Origin of the sequence: Micromonospora sp. WMMD729 (assembly GCF_049315225.1) — a bacterium.
Taxonomy (GTDB): Bacteria; Actinomycetota; Actinomycetes; order Mycobacteriales; family Micromonosporaceae; genus Micromonospora.
This window is the reverse complement of the sequence record NZ_CP186059.1, coordinates 2,286,883-2,303,104: the sequence shown is the minus strand read 5'-3', so window position 1 is coordinate 2,303,104 and position 16,222 is coordinate 2,286,883. Positions and strand designations below refer to the sequence as shown.

The following is a 16,222-nucleotide window of genomic DNA, read 5'->3' as shown; positions in this document are numbered from 1 at the left end:
GTCATGCTCCGATCTCGTCGTTGGCGACGGGACGCCCCAGCGGCGCCTCGGACACCTCGTCCAACTCGTCCAGCAGGTGACCCATCCGGTCCCGCTTGGTGCGCAGGTAGCGCAGGTTCTCCGGGTGCGCCCCGGCCGGCAGGCTCTCGCGGCCGGTGATGGTGAGGCCGTACCCCTCCAGCCCGGCGCGCTTGGCCGGGTTGTTGGTGAGCAGCCGCATCGAGCGCACGCCCAGGTCGTAGAGGATCTGCGCGCCGGTGCCGTAGTCGCGGGCGTCGGCCGGCAGACCGAGGTCGAGGTTGGCGTCGACGGTGTCCCGGCCCTGGTCCTGCAACTGGTACGCCTGGAGCTTGTGCAGCAGCCCGATGCCACGCCCCTCGTGCCCGCGCACGTAGAGCACCACGCCCCGGCCCTCGCGGGCGACCCGGGCCAGCGCGGCGTCCAACTGCGGCCCGCAGTCGCAGCGCAGCGAGCCGAACACGTCCCCGGTCAGGCACTCGGAGTGCACCCGGACCAGCACGTCCTGGCCGTCGCCGAGGTCGCCGATGACCATGGCGACGTGCTCTGCCGGGTCGTGCTCGGCGCGGTACCCCAGCGCCCGGAACACGCCGTGCCGGGTGGGCATCCGCGCCTCGGCCACCAGCTCGACCTGCTTCTCGGTACGCCGCCGGTAGGCGATCAGGTCGGCGATGGTGATCAGCACGAGGCCGTGTTCGGCGGCGAACTTCTCCAGGTCCGGCAAGCGCATCATGGTGCCGTCGTCGTTGACCAGCTCACAGAGCACGCCCGCCGGACGCAGCCCGGCGAGCCGGGTCAGGTCGATGGCCGCCTCGGTGTGTCCGGGCCGGCGCAGCACCCCGCCCTCGCGGGCGCGCAGCGGCACCACGTGCCCGGGACGCGCCAGGTCGGTCGGGTCGGTGGCGGCGTCGGCGAGCAGCCGGATGGTGTGCGCGCGGTCGGCCGCCGAGATGCCGGTGCTGACCCCCTCCCGGGCGTCCACCGTCACCGTGTACGCGGTGCCCCGGCGGTCCTGGTTGGTGTGGTGCATGGGCGGCAGGTCGAGCCGGTCGGCCTCGCTCTCGGTCAACGGCACGCAGACGTACCCCGAGGTGTAGCGCACCATGAACGCCATCAGCTCCGGCGTGGCCAGCTCGGCCGCGAAGATCAGGTCGCCCTCGTTCTCCCGGTCGGCGTCGTCGACCACGACGACCGGCCGGCCGGCCGCGATCTCGGCGATCGCCTCGTCGATACTCCCGAAACTGGTCATGCGACGGCCTCCGTGTAGGTGGGCGGGAGCGCGGCGGCCGGCCGGGCGACGCGCGACGTGTGCCACCAGGCGGCGAAGCCCCAGGCGCAGAGGGCGCCGTAGATCAGGTACATGGCCGCCGACGGGTAGAACCCGCCGCGCAGCAGCAGCGGCACACCGACGGCGTCCACCGCGATCCACACCAGCCAGAACTCGACCCAGCCGCGGGCCATGCCGTAGGTGGCGAGCAGACTGCCGGTGAGGATCCAGGCGTCCGGCAGCGGACCCCACGAGCCCAGCGCCTTGAGCAGCGGGTACGCCGCGGCGGTGCCGACGACGGCGGCCAGCAGCAGGCCGAGCCGTTCCCGGCCGGTGGCCCAGCGTGGCAGCACCGCGGCGTGCTGGGCGTCGGCCCGACGGTTGCGCTGCCAGCGCCACCAGCCGTAGACGCTCACCGCGAAGAAGAACACCTGACGGCCGGCCTGCCCGTACAGGTCGTGGGCCTGCGGGGTGGCGAACACCCCGCCGAGGAAGACGGTGAACAGCAGCGCGTTGCCGATCATGCCGACCGGCCAGGCCCAGACCAGCCGGCGCAGCCCGAGCAGCGCCGAGATCAGACCGAACGCGTTGCCGACGATCTCCCGGATCAGCACCGGCGAGCCGGCCACCTGCACCTGGGCGTCGAGGAACCAGCCGAGGGCGCCCATCAGGCCACCTCGCCGGTCTCGGCGGGCCGACTGCCCAGCAGCCGCTCGACGTACTTGGCCACCACGTCGACCTCGAGGTTGACCGGGTCGCCGACGCCCTTCGCGCCGAGGGTGGTCAGCTTGAGGGTGGTCGGGATCAGCCCGACGGCGAACTCGTCGACGCCGACGGCGGCCACGGTCAGCGACACGCCGTCGATGGTGATCGAGCCCTTCTCCACCACGTAGCGCGACAGCTCGGCGGGGAGCCGGAACCGGACCGTCTCCCACTGCTCGGCCGGTTCCCGCGAGATCAGCTCGCCGACGCCGTCGACGTGGCCCTGCACGAGGTGCCCACCGAGGCGGCTGCCCAGCGCGGCGGCCCGTTCCAGGTTGACCGGGTCGCCCGGGCGCAGCGCGCCCAGCGCGGAGCGGCGCAGGGTCTCGCCCATCACGTCGGCGGTGAAGACGCCGTCCGCCGCGTCCACCACGGTCAGGCAGACACCGTTGACGGCGATGGAATCACCGTGGCGGGCGTCGGAGGTGACCAACGGGCCACGCACGGCGATCAGCGCGGAATCGCCCGCCGTGGCCGTGACGCGTACGATCTCGCCCAATTCCTCGACAATGCCGGTGAACATGTCAGCCCTCCCTCTTTCGGGGCAAAGCGGTGATCCGGAGATCCGGACCGACCTGCGTAACGTCGACGAACTCCAGATCGATGGCCTCAGCGATGGTCGTCACTCCCGCGTCGACCAGCGCGGTCGGGCCGGCGCCGAGCAACCGCGGCGCGACGTACCCGACGATCTTGTCCACCAGGCCGGCGGCCAGGAACGCGCCGGCCAGCCGGGGCCCACCCTCCAGCAGCACCGCGCGGACGCCGCGCTGGTGCAGCGCCGCGAGCAGCGCCGGCAGGTCGACCCGGCCGTCCGGGCCCGCGCCGACCTCGGCGGCGGTCGCGATCCACGTCCGCGCGGCGCCGTCGCGGACCCGGGCGTCCACCGGGGTACGCCCCGAGCTGTCCACCACCACCCGCAGCGGCTGCCGGATGGCCAGGCTGCCGTCGCGCAGGTTGCGGGCGGTCAGCCGCGGATCGTCGGCGAGCACGGTGCCCACCCCGGCGATGACCGCGTCGACCGTGCCGCGCAGCGCGTGGACGTCGATCCGGGCCGCCTCGGAGGTGATCCACATGCTGGTGCCGTCCTCGGCGGCGGACCGGCCGTCGAGGGTGGCGGCGTACTTCCAGATCACGTACGGCCAGCCCCGGCGCATCGAGGTCAACCAGGCCACGTTGCCGGCCTCGGCCTCGTCACCGCGTACCCCCAGGTCCACCTGGACCCCGGCGGAGCGCAACGTGGCGGCGCCACCGGAGGCCACCGGGTTCGGGTCCGGTACGGCGATGACGACCCGGGCCACGCCGGCCTGGACCAGCGCGGTGCTACAGGGGCCGGTGCGGCCGGTGTGGTCACACGGCTCCAGAGTGACGACCGCGGTGCCGCCCTTGGCGCGCCGGCCGGCCTGGGCCAGCGCGACGATCTCGGCGTGCGGTCCGCCCGCGTACGCGTGGAAGCCCTCGCCCACGACCTGGCCGTCCGCGTCGAGCAGTACGCACCCGACCACCGGGTTGGGGCTGGTGGTGCCCAACCCGCGCGCCGCCAACTCGATCGCACGCCGCATCGCCTCGTCGACGGAGACGCTGGCCATCGCCCTGTCCTGCCCTCTCACTCGCCTCATCGCGCGGGCGGTCAGGGAGGCGGTATGGACCGCGGGCAGGCGGCGGCGGATTCCGGGTACGGCACAGCCGCCCCGGGAGGGCGGCACGGCACGCTGACGCCAGCGGCCGGCTCGGACCCGTCCGTCCCGCGCGCTGTCTCCCATCCGGACTGTCTGGGCGCGGACGAGCCGCCCCCAACCGTCGGCCCCGGATTTGCACCAGGTCCACCGGGCGGCAGAGCCGTCCGGGTCGCGGGCTGACCACGGTTGGACCGTGGATCACCGCCGGTTCGGAATTTCACCGAGTCCCGCCAGCGCGTGGTGGGTACTTCGCAGTCTTACACGCCGAACCCGGCGTGTCGTTATTCAGGCGAGCTACTTCACAGCGGGATCACGCGTCAGGTGACACCGCGCCGCCGGTCCACGGCGACGTACGACCCCGGTTGGCTCTTGGCGACCGTTTTCATCTCCGAGGCCACCGCGATCGCCTCGAGCGGGTCGGTGAACCGCTTGCCGGCGTCGGAGAGCGAGACGCCGATCGAGAGCGTGACCAGGGCCGCCCGGCGGATGTTGCCGCGCCGGTCCTTGAGCTCGACGAAGCCGCGCTCGCGGTCGGTGGCGTCGTAGAGCGTGTCCGCGGACTTCTCGAAGTCGACCACCGCGCGGGAGGTGAGCGGGCGGACCTGGTCGGGCGCGCAGACGATCACGAAGTCGTCGCCGCCGACGTGGCCGAGGAAGGCCGGCGGCAGGCCCACCGCCACCACGGCCCGGTGCAGGCTGCGGGCCAACGCGGAGATGAAGTCGTCACCCCGGACGAAGCCGTACCGGTCGTTGACGCTCTTGAACCGGTCGATGTCGATGTAGCCGACCGCGTAGTCCACCCCCTGCCGGACCCGGTCGCTGATCTCCCGCCGGATGCGGCTGTTGCCGGGCAGCCCGGTGAGCGGGGAGACCTCCCGGAACTCCTTGTTGCGCCGCAGCGTCGAGGAGACCCGGGCCACCAGCTCGGCGGTGTCGAACGGTTTCACCAGGTAGTCGTCCGCGCCCGCGCTGAGCCCGTGGACCTTGTCCACGGTCATCCCCTTGGCCGTCAGCATGATCACCGGCAGCGCGGAGGTCATCGGGTCGGCGCGCAGCCGCCGGGTCAGCTCCAGCCCGTCGATGCGGGGCATCATGAGGTCGACCACCGCCAGATCCGGTCGCTGGCGCTCGATGACCTCCAGGGCCTCCTGGCCGTCGCTGGCGTGGATCACCTCGAAGCCGTGCAACCGCAGGTTGAAGTCGACGAACCGGGCGATGTCCTCGTCGTCGTCGACGACGAGGATGACGTCCTTGCGGTCGGCCTCGGGCTCCACGTCAGGCCTCGGGCGCCGCGCGTTCCGCCAGCGCCCGCAGGTGCCGTACCGCCTCCGCCGGATCGGCGGCGCCGTAGACGGCGGTGCCGGCCACGAACGCGTCGGCGCCGGCCGCCGCCGCCTGCTCGATGGTGTCGGCGGCGATCCCGCCGTCCACCTCGATGCGCAGCTCCAGGTGCCCGGCGTTCACGTGCCGGCGGGCGGTGCGGACCTTCTCCAACAGCTGCGGGATGAACCGCTGCCCGCCGAAGCCCGCCTTGATCGTCATGATCAGCAGGGTGTCGAAGCTGGGCAGCAGGTCCAGGTACGGCTCGATCGGGGTGTCCCGGTCGATGGCCAGTCCGGCCTTAGCGCCGGCCGAGCGCAGGTCCTTGGCCAGGGCCACCGGATCGTCGGCCGCCTCGGCGTGGAAGGTGACGTTGTACGCCCCGGCGTCGGCGTACCCGGGGGCCCACCGGCGCGGGTCGGAGATCATCAGGTGCACGTCGAACGGCATCGTGGTGGCGGCCCGCAGGCTCTGCACCACGGGCAGCCCGATGGTCAGGTTGGGCACGAAATGGTTGTCCATCACGTCCACGTGCAACCAGTCCGCGGCGTCCTCGACGGCACGGACCTCTTCGGCGAGGCGAGCGAAATCGGCGGCCAGGATGCTCGGCGCGACGATTGGCGGCGGTACGGTCACGGGGCCAGTGTACGAACGCGGTCACCCGCCGCCCGCAGCACGGCACCAACTCCGACACGCTGTGATCCAGCAGTGACCAGTAGTGCAGAATGAGCCGGTCCGGACCCTCGAATCCGGACGAACAGACATCAGTGGCTGGCCGATCGACCCAAACGCGACGACACTCCAAGCGGGATGGTGCCGTAGGCTGCACGCCCGCCGGGGTCGCGCCGTGGGGCGCGGCGACCGGTCGCCAGCTTCCGGGAGGGCGGACGATGCGACGGTGGCTTGCAGCGCTGGCGCTGGTCGGCGTCACGACGATGCTGCTGTCCGGCTGCGCGCCGGCACGAGGCGCGGACGGTGATCTCACCGACGACTGGCCGGCGCTGCGGGTGCCCCGGCCGTTCACCCCGGCCACCGACACCTGCCTGCCCCGGATCACCTCGGTCGTGCAGGCCAGCACCTACGAGACCGTGGACTGCGCCCGCAGCCACCTCGCCGAGGCGATCCACGTCGGCACGTTCACCGGGCCGGCCGCGCTGGCCGGCGCCCGACCGGGTCCGGGTTCGACCGCGCTGCGCACGGCGCGCGCCGAGTGCGACCAGCGGGCCCGGGACGTGCTCGGCGGCGACTGGCACACGGCCCGGCTCACCCTGACCCTCTCGCTGCCCTCGGCCCCGGCCTGGACCGGGGGTGCGCGCTGGTTCCGCTGCGACCTCAGCGAGACCGACAGCATCGACAACACCCGCCCGGTGAACCGGGTCGGCAGCCTGCGTGGCGCGTTGATCGGGGACAGCCCGCTGACCCACCGCTGCTTCGATCCCAAGCTGATCGGCGACAACCTCAACTACATGGCCCCGGTGCTCTGCACCGAGCCGCACCGCGCCGAGTTCGTCGGCGTCTACGAGGAGAAGGACATGAGCTGGGCGGCCTTCACCCGCGCGGGCGAGCTGGCGCACCGCCGCTGCATGGCGCTGATCGCCGCGTACGTGGCCGTGCCCAACAACAGCGAGCTGCCGTACCGGGCCGGATCCATCTACTACCCACCGTCGCAACGGGAGTGGGAGGAGGGTGACCGTGGGGTGCGCTGTTTCCTGTGGAGCGACGACCGCAAACTCACCCGTTCGATGCGCGGCGCCGGCCCCGAGGGACTACCCGCGATCTGAGTGACGGTGCCGTATGCTGCTGCGCCGTGGCGCTACCGGCCGGCTGGAGGTCGACCGGAGGTCACCGGCGGCGGGAGGTCGATGATGCGACGGTGGTTGACGGCGGTTGCCGGGGGCGCGGCGGTGGCGCTGGCCCTCACCGGCTGTGGCGCGCCCGCCGGCGTGGACCGGAACCTCACCGACGACTGGCCCGCGCCCGTGGCCGCTGAGCAGTTCGTCCCCGCCGCGGGTGTCTGCCACCACTCCTCCCAGCAGGTCGGCTTCCTCAGCGGCTACAACCCGATGGAGTGCAGCGAGGCGCACCGGGTGGAGACCATCCATGTCGGCACGCTCACCGGTCCCGGCGCCCAGCGCGGCACCACCCCGCCGCCCGGGTCGGAGGGCATGCGGGCCGCGCAGGCCGGCTGCGAGAAGGAGGTCACCAAGGCGGTCGGCGGCGACTGGCGCTCCGGCCGTCTCGGACTGACCGTCGTGCTGCCGTCGGCGCCCGCCTGGGCCGGCGGCGCCCGCTGGTACCGGTGCGACGTCACCGAGATCGCCAGCATCGACGACACCGCCGTCGACCTGCGCACCGGCAGCCTGCGGGGCGCGCTGGCCGGGGCCGCGCCGCTGGCCTACCGCTGCTTCAACCCGAAGCTGGTCAAGGACGACATCGAGGCGATGGTGCCGGTCTCCTGCACGGCGAAGCACCACGCCGAGTTCGTCGGCATCTGGCAGGCACCGGACATCAGCTACGCGGAGTTCAACCGCACCACCAAACGCACCCACCGGGCGTGCCAGTCGGTCACCGCCAAGTACGCAAAGGTGCCGGACGACTCCAAGCTCGACTTCCGGGCCGGGACGATCTACTACCAGCCGTACGAGCAGGAGTGGAAGAACGGCAACCGGGGCGTGCAGTGCTTCCTGTGGATCAGTGACCGGAACCTGACCCGTTCGATGCGCAACGCCGGCACCAAGGGCCTCCCGGTCACCTGATCCCTCGCCGCTCCGGCCGCCCGACGTTCCGAGCGGCCGGAGCACGGCGTTCGATCAGCCCTTGCGCAGGACGGCCAGGAACATCGCGTCGGTGCCGTGCCGGTGCGGCCAGAGCTGCACGGTCGGGCCGTCACCCAGGCCGGGCATGCCGGCCGGCAGCAACGGTCGGGCGTCGACGAAGTCCACCGCCACACCGCTGCGGCGGGCCGCCTCGGTGACCGTCACGTGCGTCTCGACGGTGTGCGGCGAGCAGGTCACGTAGGCGACCAATCCGCCCGGCCGGACCGCCCGCAGCGCGGCGCCCAGCAACTCGCGTTGCAGCCGGGTCAGCGGCGGCAGGTCCGACGGCTGCCGCCGCCAGCGCGACTCGGGCCGGCGACGCAGCGAGCCCAGCCCGGTGCACGGGGCGTCCACCAGCACCCGGTCGAAGTGCCCCTCCGGCAGCTTCGGGTCCGCGCCGACCTCCCGGCCGTCGGTGGCCAGCACGGTGACCGGCAGACCCCGGGTCGCCTGGGACACCAGCCGGGCCCGGTGCTCGGCCACCTCCACGGCGGTCAGCCGGGCACCGCGCTGCGCGGCCAGCGCGCCGAGCAGCCCCGCCTTGCCGCCGGGGCCGGCGCAGAGGTCCAGCCAGCGCCCGTCCGGGCCGTCCAGCGGGGCGTCCGCGAGCGCGGCGGCCACCAACTGGGAGCCCTCGTCCTGGACGTGGGCGCGGCCGTCCGCCACCGCCGGCACGTCGCCGGGCGCGCCGCCCGGCAGATAGACGGCGTACGGGGAGAAGGCGCCGGGCGCCCCGCCGACCGAGTCGGCCAGCTCGACCGGGTCGATCAACCCGGGCCGGGCGCAGAGGTGCACCGGGGGACGCTCGTTGTCCTCGATCAGCAGGCGGGCCGTCTCGCCCAGGTCACCGCCGAGCGCCTCGGAGAAGGCCCGCACGATCCACTGCGGGTGGCTGTACGCCAGCGCCAGGTGCCCGACCGGGTCGGTCTCCATGGGCGGGGCGAGCTTGGCCACCCACGCGTCGATGTCCCGGGTCGACACCTCGCGCAGCACCGCGTTGGCGAACCCGGCGGCGCCCGGCGCGACGGAGCGGACCAGGTCCACGGTCGACGACACGGCCGCGTGCGGGGGCACCCGGGTGTGCAGGAGCTGGTACGCCCCGATCCGCAACGCGTCGCGGGCCGGCGGGTCGATCCGGGCCACGTCGCGGCCGGCCGCGTCGCTGAGGATCGCGTCCAGCGTACCGACGTGCCGCAGCGTGCCGTAGGTCAGCTCGGTGGCGAAGGCGGCGTCGCGGCCGTACAACCCCTCCTCGCGCAGGATGGTGGGCAGCACCAGGTTGGCGAACGCGTCGTCGCGGTGCACGGCGGCCACCGCCTCGTACGCCGCCCGGCGCGGCCGGTCCAGCGGAGGCCGCGCCGGCCGACGATCGCCACCACGGCCGGCCGACGGTCCGCCCCGGAACGGACGGGTTCCCTCCGGGGCCGTCACGCGAAGGCCTCGCCGGCGCTCACCCGGACGCCGCGCGCCCAGTCGGTGGCCGCCATGGCCCGCTTGCCGGCGGCGCGGACCTCGCCCAGGCGCACCGGCCCGGTGGCCGTACCGGCCAACACGCGGGTCTTCTCCACCAGCAACTCCCCCGGTTTCAGGTCCGGACCGTCGGGCTCCGGTGCGACCGGACCGAGTTTCACCCGCTCGTCCCGAAAGGTCGTCCACGGGCCCGGGGCCGGCGTGCAGGCGCGGATCCGCCGGTCCACGGCGAAGGCCGGGTCACCCCAGCGCACCCGGGCGTCCTCCACCGTCAGCTTGGGCGCGAGCGACACCCCGTCGGCGGGCTGCGGCTCGGCGCGGGCGGTGCCATCGGCGATGGCGTCGAGCACCGCTACCAGCAGCCCGGCGCCGGAGTCGGCGAGCCGCTCCAGCAGGTCGCCGGAGGTGTCACCGGGGCGGATCTCGTCGGTCAGCGTGCCGAAGACGGGCCCGGTGTCCAGGCCCTGCTCCAGTTGGAAGACGCTGGCGCCGGTCAACTCGTCGCCGTGCAGCACCGCGTGCTGCACGGGCGCGGCTCCCCGCCAGGCCGGCAGCAGCGAGAAGTGCAGGTTGATCCAGCCGTGGCGGGGGATCTCCAGCGCGGACGGCGGCACCAGCGCGCCGTACGCCACCACCGGCACGCAGTCCGGGGCGAGCGCGCGCAGTCGGTCGAGGAACTCCGGCTCGCGGGGACGGGCCGGGGTGAGCACCTCCACGCCGTGCTCGTCGGCCCACGCGCCGACCGGCGAGCGGGACAGGCCACGCCCTCGTCCGGCGGGCGCGTCGGGTCGGGTGACCACGGCGACCAGCTCGTGCCGGGAGGCCGCGACGGCGGCCAGGGCGGGTACGGCCACCGCCGGCGTACCGGCGAAGATCACACGCATCCCGGTCACCGACCCAGGCCGAAGGGGCTGCCACCGGCGTGCGGAGTGACCTTGACCACCGGCGGGGCGGCCGGGTCGTACCACTCGGCCTGGCGGATCGCCTTCATGGCCTCCTTGCGACCGGCGGAGTCGAGCCGGTCGAGGAAGAGCACCCCGTCGAGGTGGTCGGTCTCGTGCTGCACGCAGCGGGCCATCAGCCCCGTGCCGACGATCTGCAACGGGTCGCCGTAGCCGTTGAAGCCCTTGGCGATGACGTTCTGCCGGCGCTTGGTGTCGAAGTACAGCCCGGGGATGGACAGGCAGCCCTCGGGACCGTCCTGCTCCTCCTCGTCGGGGAACTCCAACACCGGGTTGACCAGGTGCCCGAGCACGTCGTCGACGTCGAAGGTGAACACCCGCAGGCTCACGCCGAGCTGCGGCGCGGCCAGGCCGGCGCCGTTCTGCCCCCGCATGGTGTCGGTGAGGTCGGCGATGAGCCTACGCAGCTCGACATCGAAGTCGACCACCGGATCGGCCGGCGTGCGCAGCACCGGATCCCCAAACAGACGGATGGGCTGGACGGTCACGCGGGACGGCTCCTTCGTAGGGCGGGCGGTGCCGTACCAGTCTACGGAGTGCTCGGGAGGGAGCCGGCCGGCGTACCTCGATCGGCCGCCGCCGGTGTGCCCAGCGTCACCAGCAGGCTCTCGTAGCCGCGCAGGGTCAGCCGGGTCCGGTGCCGGGGCGGCTCGGCCAGTGCCAGCTCGGGCAGCCGGCGCAGCAGCAGCGGGAACGCCAGCTGCGCCTCCGGCCGGGCGAGGCCGGCGCCGAGGCAGTAGTGCGGACCGGCACCGAAGGACAGCGGGTGCGCCTGCTCACGGGTGGGGTCGAAACGCTCCGGGTCGGTGAAGCGGCGGGGGTCGCGGTTGGCGGCGCCGAGCAGCAGCAGCGCCGTGCTGCCGGCCGGCAGGTCGAGCCCGCCGCAGCGCACCGACGCCGTGCTGGTCCGGGTGGTCAGCTGCACCGGGGAGTCGTAGCGCAACAGCTCCTCGACGTACGCCGGGACGAGCCCGGGATCGGCGCGCAGCGCGTCGGCCTGCTCGGGGTGGCGCAGCAGCACGACGAGGCCGTTGCCGAGCAGATTGGTGGTGGTCTCGAAGCCGGCCACCAGCAGCACCACCAGGTTGGCCAGCAGTTCGTCGCCGGTGAGCCGCTCGCCGTCGGCGTCGTGGACCTGGACCAGCGCGGTGGTCAGGTCGTCGGCCGGTTCCCGGCGCCGGGCGACGATCAGCTCGACGAAGTAGTCGCGCAGTTCGGCGGCGCCCGCGTCGGCGACGGCCAGTTCCTCGGTGGTGATCTCCGGCTCCAGCACGCCGGTCAGGTCGCCGGCCCAGCGCCGGAACAGCGGCCGGTCCTGCGCCGGCACGCCCAGCAGCGCGCAGATCACCCCGACCGGGAGCGGGTACGCGAAGTCGGCCAGCACGTCGACCGGCCGGCCGTCCTGGGCGCGCTCGATCATCGCGTCGAGCAACTCCTCGGCCTGTGCCCGCACCACGTCACGCATCCCGGCGATCCGGCGCGGGCTGAACGCCCCGGCGGCGAGCCGACGCATCCGGCTGTGGTCGGGCGGGTTGGTCCGCAGCATGGACCGGGCGATCGACTTCATCGCCGGGCTCTGCCGCCAGTTCGGCCACACCTGGTCCCGCAGCGCGTCGTCGAGCACCCCGAGGCGGGGGTCGCGCAGCAGCTCGTCGACCTCCGGGTAGCCGGTCACCACGTACAGGCCGGGCAACGCCTCGACCACCGGACCGTGGGCGCGCAGCCGCTCGTACGTCGGGTACGGGTCGACGCGTCCCTGCGGCGACATGAGCAGTGTGAGCGCCTCGGCAGCCTCCATGGCCGGCCTCCCCGTCGATGCGTCGAAGGCTCCATCATCCCGGTGCCGCCGCCGGACGGCAGCCCCTGCCGGGCACCCGTCAGCCCCGGGCGGTCGCCGCCCTGGCCAGCAGGGCGCGGACCCGCTCGGCGTCGGGATGGCCGAGGTCGTCGAGGATGCGCACCGCACGCTGCCAGGTGCGCACCGCGCCGACGGTGTCCCCCGCCGCCTGCCGGCTCTCGCCGAGCCGGGACAGGGTGTCCGCCTCGTCGTAACGGTCGCTGATCCGCCGGTAGAGCCGCAGCGCCCGCCCGTAACAGCGGATCGCCTCGGCATGGTCGCCCAGGCGGGCGTGGATGAAGCCGAGACTGTCCCAGGTGTTCGCCTCGCCGTGCCGGTCACCGGTGCGGCGCAGCAACGTCAGCGCCTGCCCGCAGTGGGTGAGCGCCGCGGCGTACTGGCCGAGCTGGGCGTGTGCCCAGCCCACCGCGTTGCGGGCGCTCGCCTCGCCGGCGAGGTGGCCCGCGTCCCGGTACAGCTCCAGCGCCCGCTGCCCGTGCTCCAGGGCCTCGGCGTGCCGGCCGAGGCCGTCGAGCATCGCCCCGAACGCCCGGTGGGTACGCGCCTGCCCGGTGTGGTCACCCAGCGCCCCGAAGATGGCCAACGACTCCCGGTAGTTGGTCGCCGCCTCCTCCACCCGGCCCAGCCGGGAGAGCACCCGGGCGAGGTCCCGGTGGGCGTTCGCCTGCCCGAGTCGGTCACCCGCCCGACGGGCTCCGGCCAGGGCGGTCCGCTGGGCGACGGCGAGATCCGGCCAGCGCCCCCGGCGTTGCAGGAAGTCCACAAGCGTCCACGCCAGCTGCCAGGCGTGGCCGTCGAACCCGACGTGCTTCGCGTGCGCGACCGCCGCCAGCAGCACCGGGTACTCGGTGGTGAACCAGGCGAGCGCCTGCGCGTGGTCGGTGATCTCCTCGGGCAGCACACCGGGCGGGGCCGGGGCCAGGGTGACCGGATCCCGGCCCGGTTGCAGCAGCAGCGCGGCCGCGTGGGCGGTGTGCAGGTAGTGGTCCAGGCCGCGCCGGATCGCGGCCCGCCGGGCGCCGGCCGGCTCGAACCGTTCGGCCTGCTGGGCGGCGTACGCCCGGAGCAGGTCGTGCGCGCCGAACCGCCCGGGGGCGTGCTCGGTGACGAGGTGCGCGTGGGCCAGCTCCGCCAGCAGTCGGGGGGCCTGCTCCCGGGGCACTGCGGCCAGGCTGGCCGCCGCCGGCACCCCGATGTCCGGGCCCGGGTGGCAGCCGAACAGCCGGAACAGCCGGGCGGCCGGGGGCGTGAGGCTCTGGTACGACCAGGAGAAGACGGCCTGGACGTCGGTGCCGGCGTCACCGGCGTCGAACGGTTCCAGCGGACGGGGTGCCCTGCGCAGCTCGGCGGCGAGGCTGGCCAGCGGAAACCCGGGATTCGCCGCGCCCCGGGCGGCGAGCACCGCCAGCGCCAGCGGCAACCGCGCGCACCGCTCGATGATCTCGTCCACGGCCCGTGGTTCGAGGGCCAGCCGGTCCGCGCCGAGTCGGCGGGCGAGCAGTTGCCACGCCTCGGCGGCACTGAGCAGTTCCACGCCCAGCGGACGGGCGCCCTCGGCGGCGATCAGCCCGGCCAGGCGGTTGCGGCTGGTGACCAGGACCAGGCAGGTCGGGCTGCCGGCCAGCAGCGGCCGGACCTGCTCGGCGTCGCGGGCGTTGTCCAGCAGCACCAGCATCCGACGGCCGGCGAGCAGGCTGCGGTACAGGCCCACCTGTGCGTTCAGGTGGGTGGGGATCCGTTCGGGCGGCACCTCGAGGGCCTCGAGGAAGCCCCGGATCGCCTCGGCAGCCGTCACCACCGTTCCGGTGGCGTCGAATCCGCGCAGGTCGACGTAGAGCTGACCGTCCGGGAAGCGGTCGGCGACCCGGTGCGCCCAGTGCACCGCCAGGGTGGTCTTGCCGACCCCGGCCGTACCGGACAACGTCACCACCCGGGCGGGCGCCATGCCGCCGTCGTCGGCGGGGTCCGGGTCGGCACAGGCGGCGTCGAGCTGGGCGAGCTGGGCGGCACGTCCGACGAATCCGGGTAGCGCCGGGGGCAGTTGGCGGGGTACGGGGAGACGGTTCGTCGTCGCGGCGGCCCGGGTGCCGCCGCCCCGGGAGCGCGCCGCCCCGGCGCCTGCCCGTACGTCGGTCACGTGGTCACCGGTGGGGCGTCGGCGTCGCTCCTCGATCCGGTCCCGCGCGGTGGCCAGCACACCCTGCTCGCCGGGGCCCGCCCCGAGCAACCGGATCAGCGCGTCGAACCGCTCCGGCGGGGGCAGCACGTTCCCGGCGAAGTACTCCCCGATGATGCCGCGTGACCAGCCCGTCTTCGCCGCCAACTGCCGGTACGTCAGCCGGGTCTCGCCCTGTTGCCGCGCTTCGCGGCGGCGCAGTTGGCGCAGCAGAGCGGCCAGGTCCGGCAGGGTCTGCGCGGCGGCGGCGCGCCGTGCCACGTCGGACGCCCCGGGCGACTCCTGCGGTCCGGGACGAACCCCGGGAGCAACCCACTGGTCGGACATGCGGCCCCCACCCCCTCCCGGTCACCCGGGCCGCCCCGAGTGCCGACACGGGCAGGCTAGACGCGATCACCGGCAGTCAGATAGGAGATCGCCGATGTCTGACACTTCACATCGGACCTTTGCCCGTCCGGCGGTGTCCGACCGTGTCCAATCCCGTCCAGGATCGCCGCCCCGAACGGACGACCCGTGCCACCGTCCTGGTGCGGGCCCGGCCCGCGCCACGAACCCTGGGGAAGGGGTACAGATGATCCGTCCACACCCGACCGCCCGACGGTCCGCGTCGATGCTGCGCCGCATCGCCGTGGTCGCCTGCGGCCTCACGCTGCTCGTCACGGGCGTGACCGCCACGTCGGCCACCGCCGCGCCGAAGGGCAAGGCCACCACCACCGGATCGTTCATCGACAGCACCGCGGTGCCCGGTGGCTTCGCCTCCTGGGCCGAGCTGCTGAAGCTGCAGGAGCGGATGAACAACGCCGCAGCCCAGATCACCAACGCCGCGCAGCGCAGCGCGAACTCCGGCTTCGCCGGGATCGTCGCCGATCCCACCACCCGGCACCTCCAGGTCTACTGGAAGGGCGAGCCGCCGGCCCGCCTGGTGGCGAACGCCCGGGCCACCGTCGCGACGACGGTGCTGCCCGCCGCGTACTCGCAGCGGGAGCTGATGGCCGCGGCCGACAAGCTGCGCGCCTCGGCCGGTGACAAGATCACGACGGTGGGGCCGCGCGCCGACGGCGCCGGCCTGCTCGTGGGTACGCAGAGCGGACTGCTCGGCGCGGCGGCCCTCGCCGGCGTGCCGGTGACCGTCCAGACCGGCGTCGCCGCCGCTCCCGCCACCCGGTGGGACGACTCGCCGCCCTGGTGGGGTGGCGCCGCGTGGCGTAACACCTCCACCGGTGGCGGTTGCTCGACCGGCTTCGGCGTCTGGGCGGGTGGGGTGTCGCGGGTGCTCTCCGCCGCGCACTGCGCCAACCTCAACGTCGTCGCGGCCGACCCGACCGGGCAGACCATCGGCACCGTCACCAGCCGCAACGTCAGCAGCGACACCCTGCTCATCGCGGCGAGCGGCGGCGGCCGGGTCTTCAACAACAGCACCGACGCGAACGGCGCGGTGGTCAGCGAGTTCAGCAACCAGGTGATCGGCGCGCAGGCCAGCCAGGTCGGCAACTGGGTGTGCAGCTCCGGCGCGTACTCCGGCACCCGGTGCTCGATCCAGGTCAAGGCCCGCAACCTGTGCATCAACGTGCGCAACTTCGGCACGGTCTGCGGCCAGGTGCAGGCCGAGAACACCACCCGCACCAACGCCGTCGGCCAGGGTGACAGCGGCGGCCCCGTGGAGATCGTGAACCCGGCGAACACCCTCCAGGTCTGGGCGACCGGCACCAACACCGCCATCGACGACACCAATACCTCGACGGCATGCACGGGTTACGTTCCGACCGGGCGGGTGTGCGCCTGGCGGTTCTACTACGAGGACATCTTCTCCGGCATGGCCGGCGTGGGCGCCTCCGGCGTCGTCCTGGGCTGACGCCTCCGCTCGACCATCGTCCAACCCGACAGTCGGGCCGGCGCG

At 73.9% G+C, this 16,222-nt stretch carries 14 protein-coding genes and 1 riboswitch; of the genes, 3 read left to right on the top strand and 11 right to left on the bottom strand.

The window, feature by feature from the left end:
- Position 1 precedes the first annotated feature (1 nt).
- From ACN263_RS10590 to rpe, 6 genes are all read right to left on the bottom strand, one after another.
- A complete protein-coding gene (locus ACN263_RS10590) occupies positions 2-1,267 on the bottom strand; it encodes a bifunctional 3,4-dihydroxy-2-butanone-4-phosphate synthase/GTP cyclohydrolase II (RefSeq protein ID WP_422739626.1) in 1,266 nt (421 codons plus the stop codon).
- Positions 1,264-1,953, bottom strand: coding sequence for a nicotinamide riboside transporter PnuC (pnuC, locus tag ACN263_RS10585; RefSeq protein ID WP_422739625.1), 690 nt, complete (start codon positions 1,951-1,953; stop codon positions 1,264-1,266). The genes ACN263_RS10590 and pnuC overlap by 4 nt, the downstream gene beginning before the upstream one ends.
- Positions 1,953-2,570: a riboflavin synthase gene (locus ACN263_RS10580; protein ID WP_422739624.1), complete on the bottom strand. Its 618-nt coding sequence runs from the start codon at positions 2,568-2,570 to the stop codon at positions 1,953-1,955. Before ACN263_RS10580 ends, pnuC begins: the two co-directional genes overlap by 1 nt.
- A 1-nt stretch (position 2,571) precedes the next feature.
- The gene (ribD, locus tag ACN263_RS10575) at positions 2,572-3,633 is read right to left on the bottom strand and encodes a bifunctional diaminohydroxyphosphoribosylaminopyrimidine deaminase/5-amino-6-(5-phosphoribosylamino)uracil reductase RibD (protein ID WP_422739623.1); all 1,062 of its coding nucleotides are present in this window, start codon (positions 3,631-3,633) and stop codon (positions 2,572-2,574) included.
- A 158-nt stretch (positions 3,634-3,791) separates the two neighbouring features.
- Positions 3,792-3,962, bottom strand: a riboswitch (FMN riboswitch).
- A gap of 78 nt (positions 3,963-4,040) precedes the next feature.
- A complete protein-coding gene (locus ACN263_RS10570) occupies positions 4,041-4,997 on the bottom strand; it encodes a GGDEF domain-containing response regulator (RefSeq protein WP_422739622.1) in 957 nt (318 codons plus the stop codon).
- A gap of 1 nt (position 4,998) precedes the next feature.
- Entirely contained in the window at positions 4,999-5,679 is a 681-nt protein-coding gene (gene rpe / locus ACN263_RS10565; protein WP_422739621.1) for a ribulose-phosphate 3-epimerase, read from the bottom strand.
- Between the two features lie 254 nt (positions 5,680-5,933).
- Between rpe and ACN263_RS10560 the strand changes: the two genes are divergently transcribed.
- Both ACN263_RS10560 and ACN263_RS10555 read left to right on the top strand, forming a co-directional pair.
- Positions 5,934-6,824 carry a septum formation family protein gene (locus ACN263_RS10560; protein ID WP_422739620.1) on the top strand — a complete coding sequence of 297 codons (891 nt, stop codon included), beginning with the start codon at positions 5,934-5,936 and terminating at the stop codon, positions 6,822-6,824.
- A gap of 84 nt (positions 6,825-6,908) precedes the next feature.
- On the top strand, positions 6,909-7,799 hold the full coding sequence (locus tag ACN263_RS10555) for a septum formation family protein (protein ID WP_422739619.1): 891 nt from the start codon (positions 6,909-6,911) through the stop codon (positions 7,797-7,799).
- A 54-nt stretch (positions 7,800-7,853) separates the two neighbouring features.
- On the opposite strand, the gene ACN263_RS10550 is transcribed toward ACN263_RS10555, so the two are convergent.
- The 5 genes from ACN263_RS10550 to ACN263_RS10530 form a co-directional block, all read right to left on the bottom strand.
- Positions 7,854-9,290, bottom strand: a complete 1,437-nt coding sequence (locus ACN263_RS10550; protein WP_422739618.1) for an RsmB/NOP family class I SAM-dependent RNA methyltransferase — start codon at positions 9,288-9,290, stop codon at positions 7,854-7,856.
- Entirely contained in the window at positions 9,287-10,213 is a 927-nt protein-coding gene (fmt, locus tag ACN263_RS10545; protein WP_422739617.1) for a methionyl-tRNA formyltransferase, read from the bottom strand. Before fmt ends, ACN263_RS10550 begins: the two co-directional genes overlap by 4 nt.
- Positions 10,214-10,218: 5 nt before the next feature.
- Positions 10,219-10,779, bottom strand: coding sequence for a peptide deformylase (gene def / locus ACN263_RS10540; protein WP_422739616.1), 561 nt, complete (start codon positions 10,777-10,779; stop codon positions 10,219-10,221).
- 41 nt (positions 10,780-10,820) lie between these two features.
- Entirely contained in the window at positions 10,821-12,089 is a 1,269-nt protein-coding gene (locus ACN263_RS10535) for a cytochrome P450 (RefSeq protein ID WP_422739615.1), read from the bottom strand.
- A 79-nt stretch (positions 12,090-12,168) separates the two neighbouring features.
- Complete coding sequence (locus tag ACN263_RS10530; protein WP_422739614.1) at positions 12,169-14,652, bottom strand: ATP-binding protein; 2,484 nt, start codon at positions 14,650-14,652, stop codon at positions 12,169-12,171.
- A 244-nt stretch (positions 14,653-14,896) separates the two neighbouring features.
- Between ACN263_RS10530 and ACN263_RS10525 the strand changes: the two genes are divergently transcribed.
- A complete protein-coding gene (locus tag ACN263_RS10525) occupies positions 14,897-16,177 on the top strand; it encodes a hypothetical protein (RefSeq protein WP_422739613.1) in 1,281 nt (426 codons plus the stop codon).
- The last annotated feature ends 45 nt before the right edge of the window (positions 16,178-16,222 follow it).

Bases quoted from the DNA above. Each gene is read 5' to 3' on its own strand.
- ACN263_RS10590 (WP_422739626.1), bottom strand. From the start codon at position 1,267: ATGACCAGTTTCGGGAGTATCGACGAGGCGATCGCCGAGATCGCGGCC.
- pnuC (WP_422739625.1), bottom strand. From the start codon at position 1,953: ATGGGCGCCCTCGGCTGGTTCCTCGACGCCCAGGTGCAGGTGGCCGGC.
- ACN263_RS10580 (WP_422739624.1), bottom strand. From the start codon at position 2,570: ATGTTCACCGGCATTGTCGAGGAATTGGGCGAGATCGTACGCGTCACG.
- ribD (WP_422739623.1), bottom strand. From the start codon at position 3,633: ATGGCCAGCGTCTCCGTCGACGAGGCGATGCGGCGTGCGATCGAGTTG.
- ACN263_RS10560 (WP_422739620.1), top strand. From the start codon at position 5,934: ATGCGACGGTGGCTTGCAGCGCTGGCGCTGGTCGGCGTCACGACGATG.
- ACN263_RS10555 (WP_422739619.1), top strand. From the start codon at position 6,909: ATGCGACGGTGGTTGACGGCGGTTGCCGGGGGCGCGGCGGTGGCGCTG.
- fmt (WP_422739617.1), bottom strand. From the start codon at position 10,213: ATGCGTGTGATCTTCGCCGGTACGCCGGCGGTGGCCGTACCCGCCCTG.
- ACN263_RS10535 (WP_422739615.1), bottom strand. From the start codon at position 12,089: ATGGAGGCTGCCGAGGCGCTCACACTGCTCATGTCGCCGCAGGGACGC.
- ACN263_RS10530 (WP_422739614.1), bottom strand. From the start codon at position 14,652: ATGTCCGACCAGTGGGTTGCTCCCGGGGTTCGTCCCGGACCGCAGGAG.
- ACN263_RS10525 (WP_422739613.1), top strand. From the start codon at position 14,897: ATGATCCGTCCACACCCGACCGCCCGACGGTCCGCGTCGATGCTGCGC.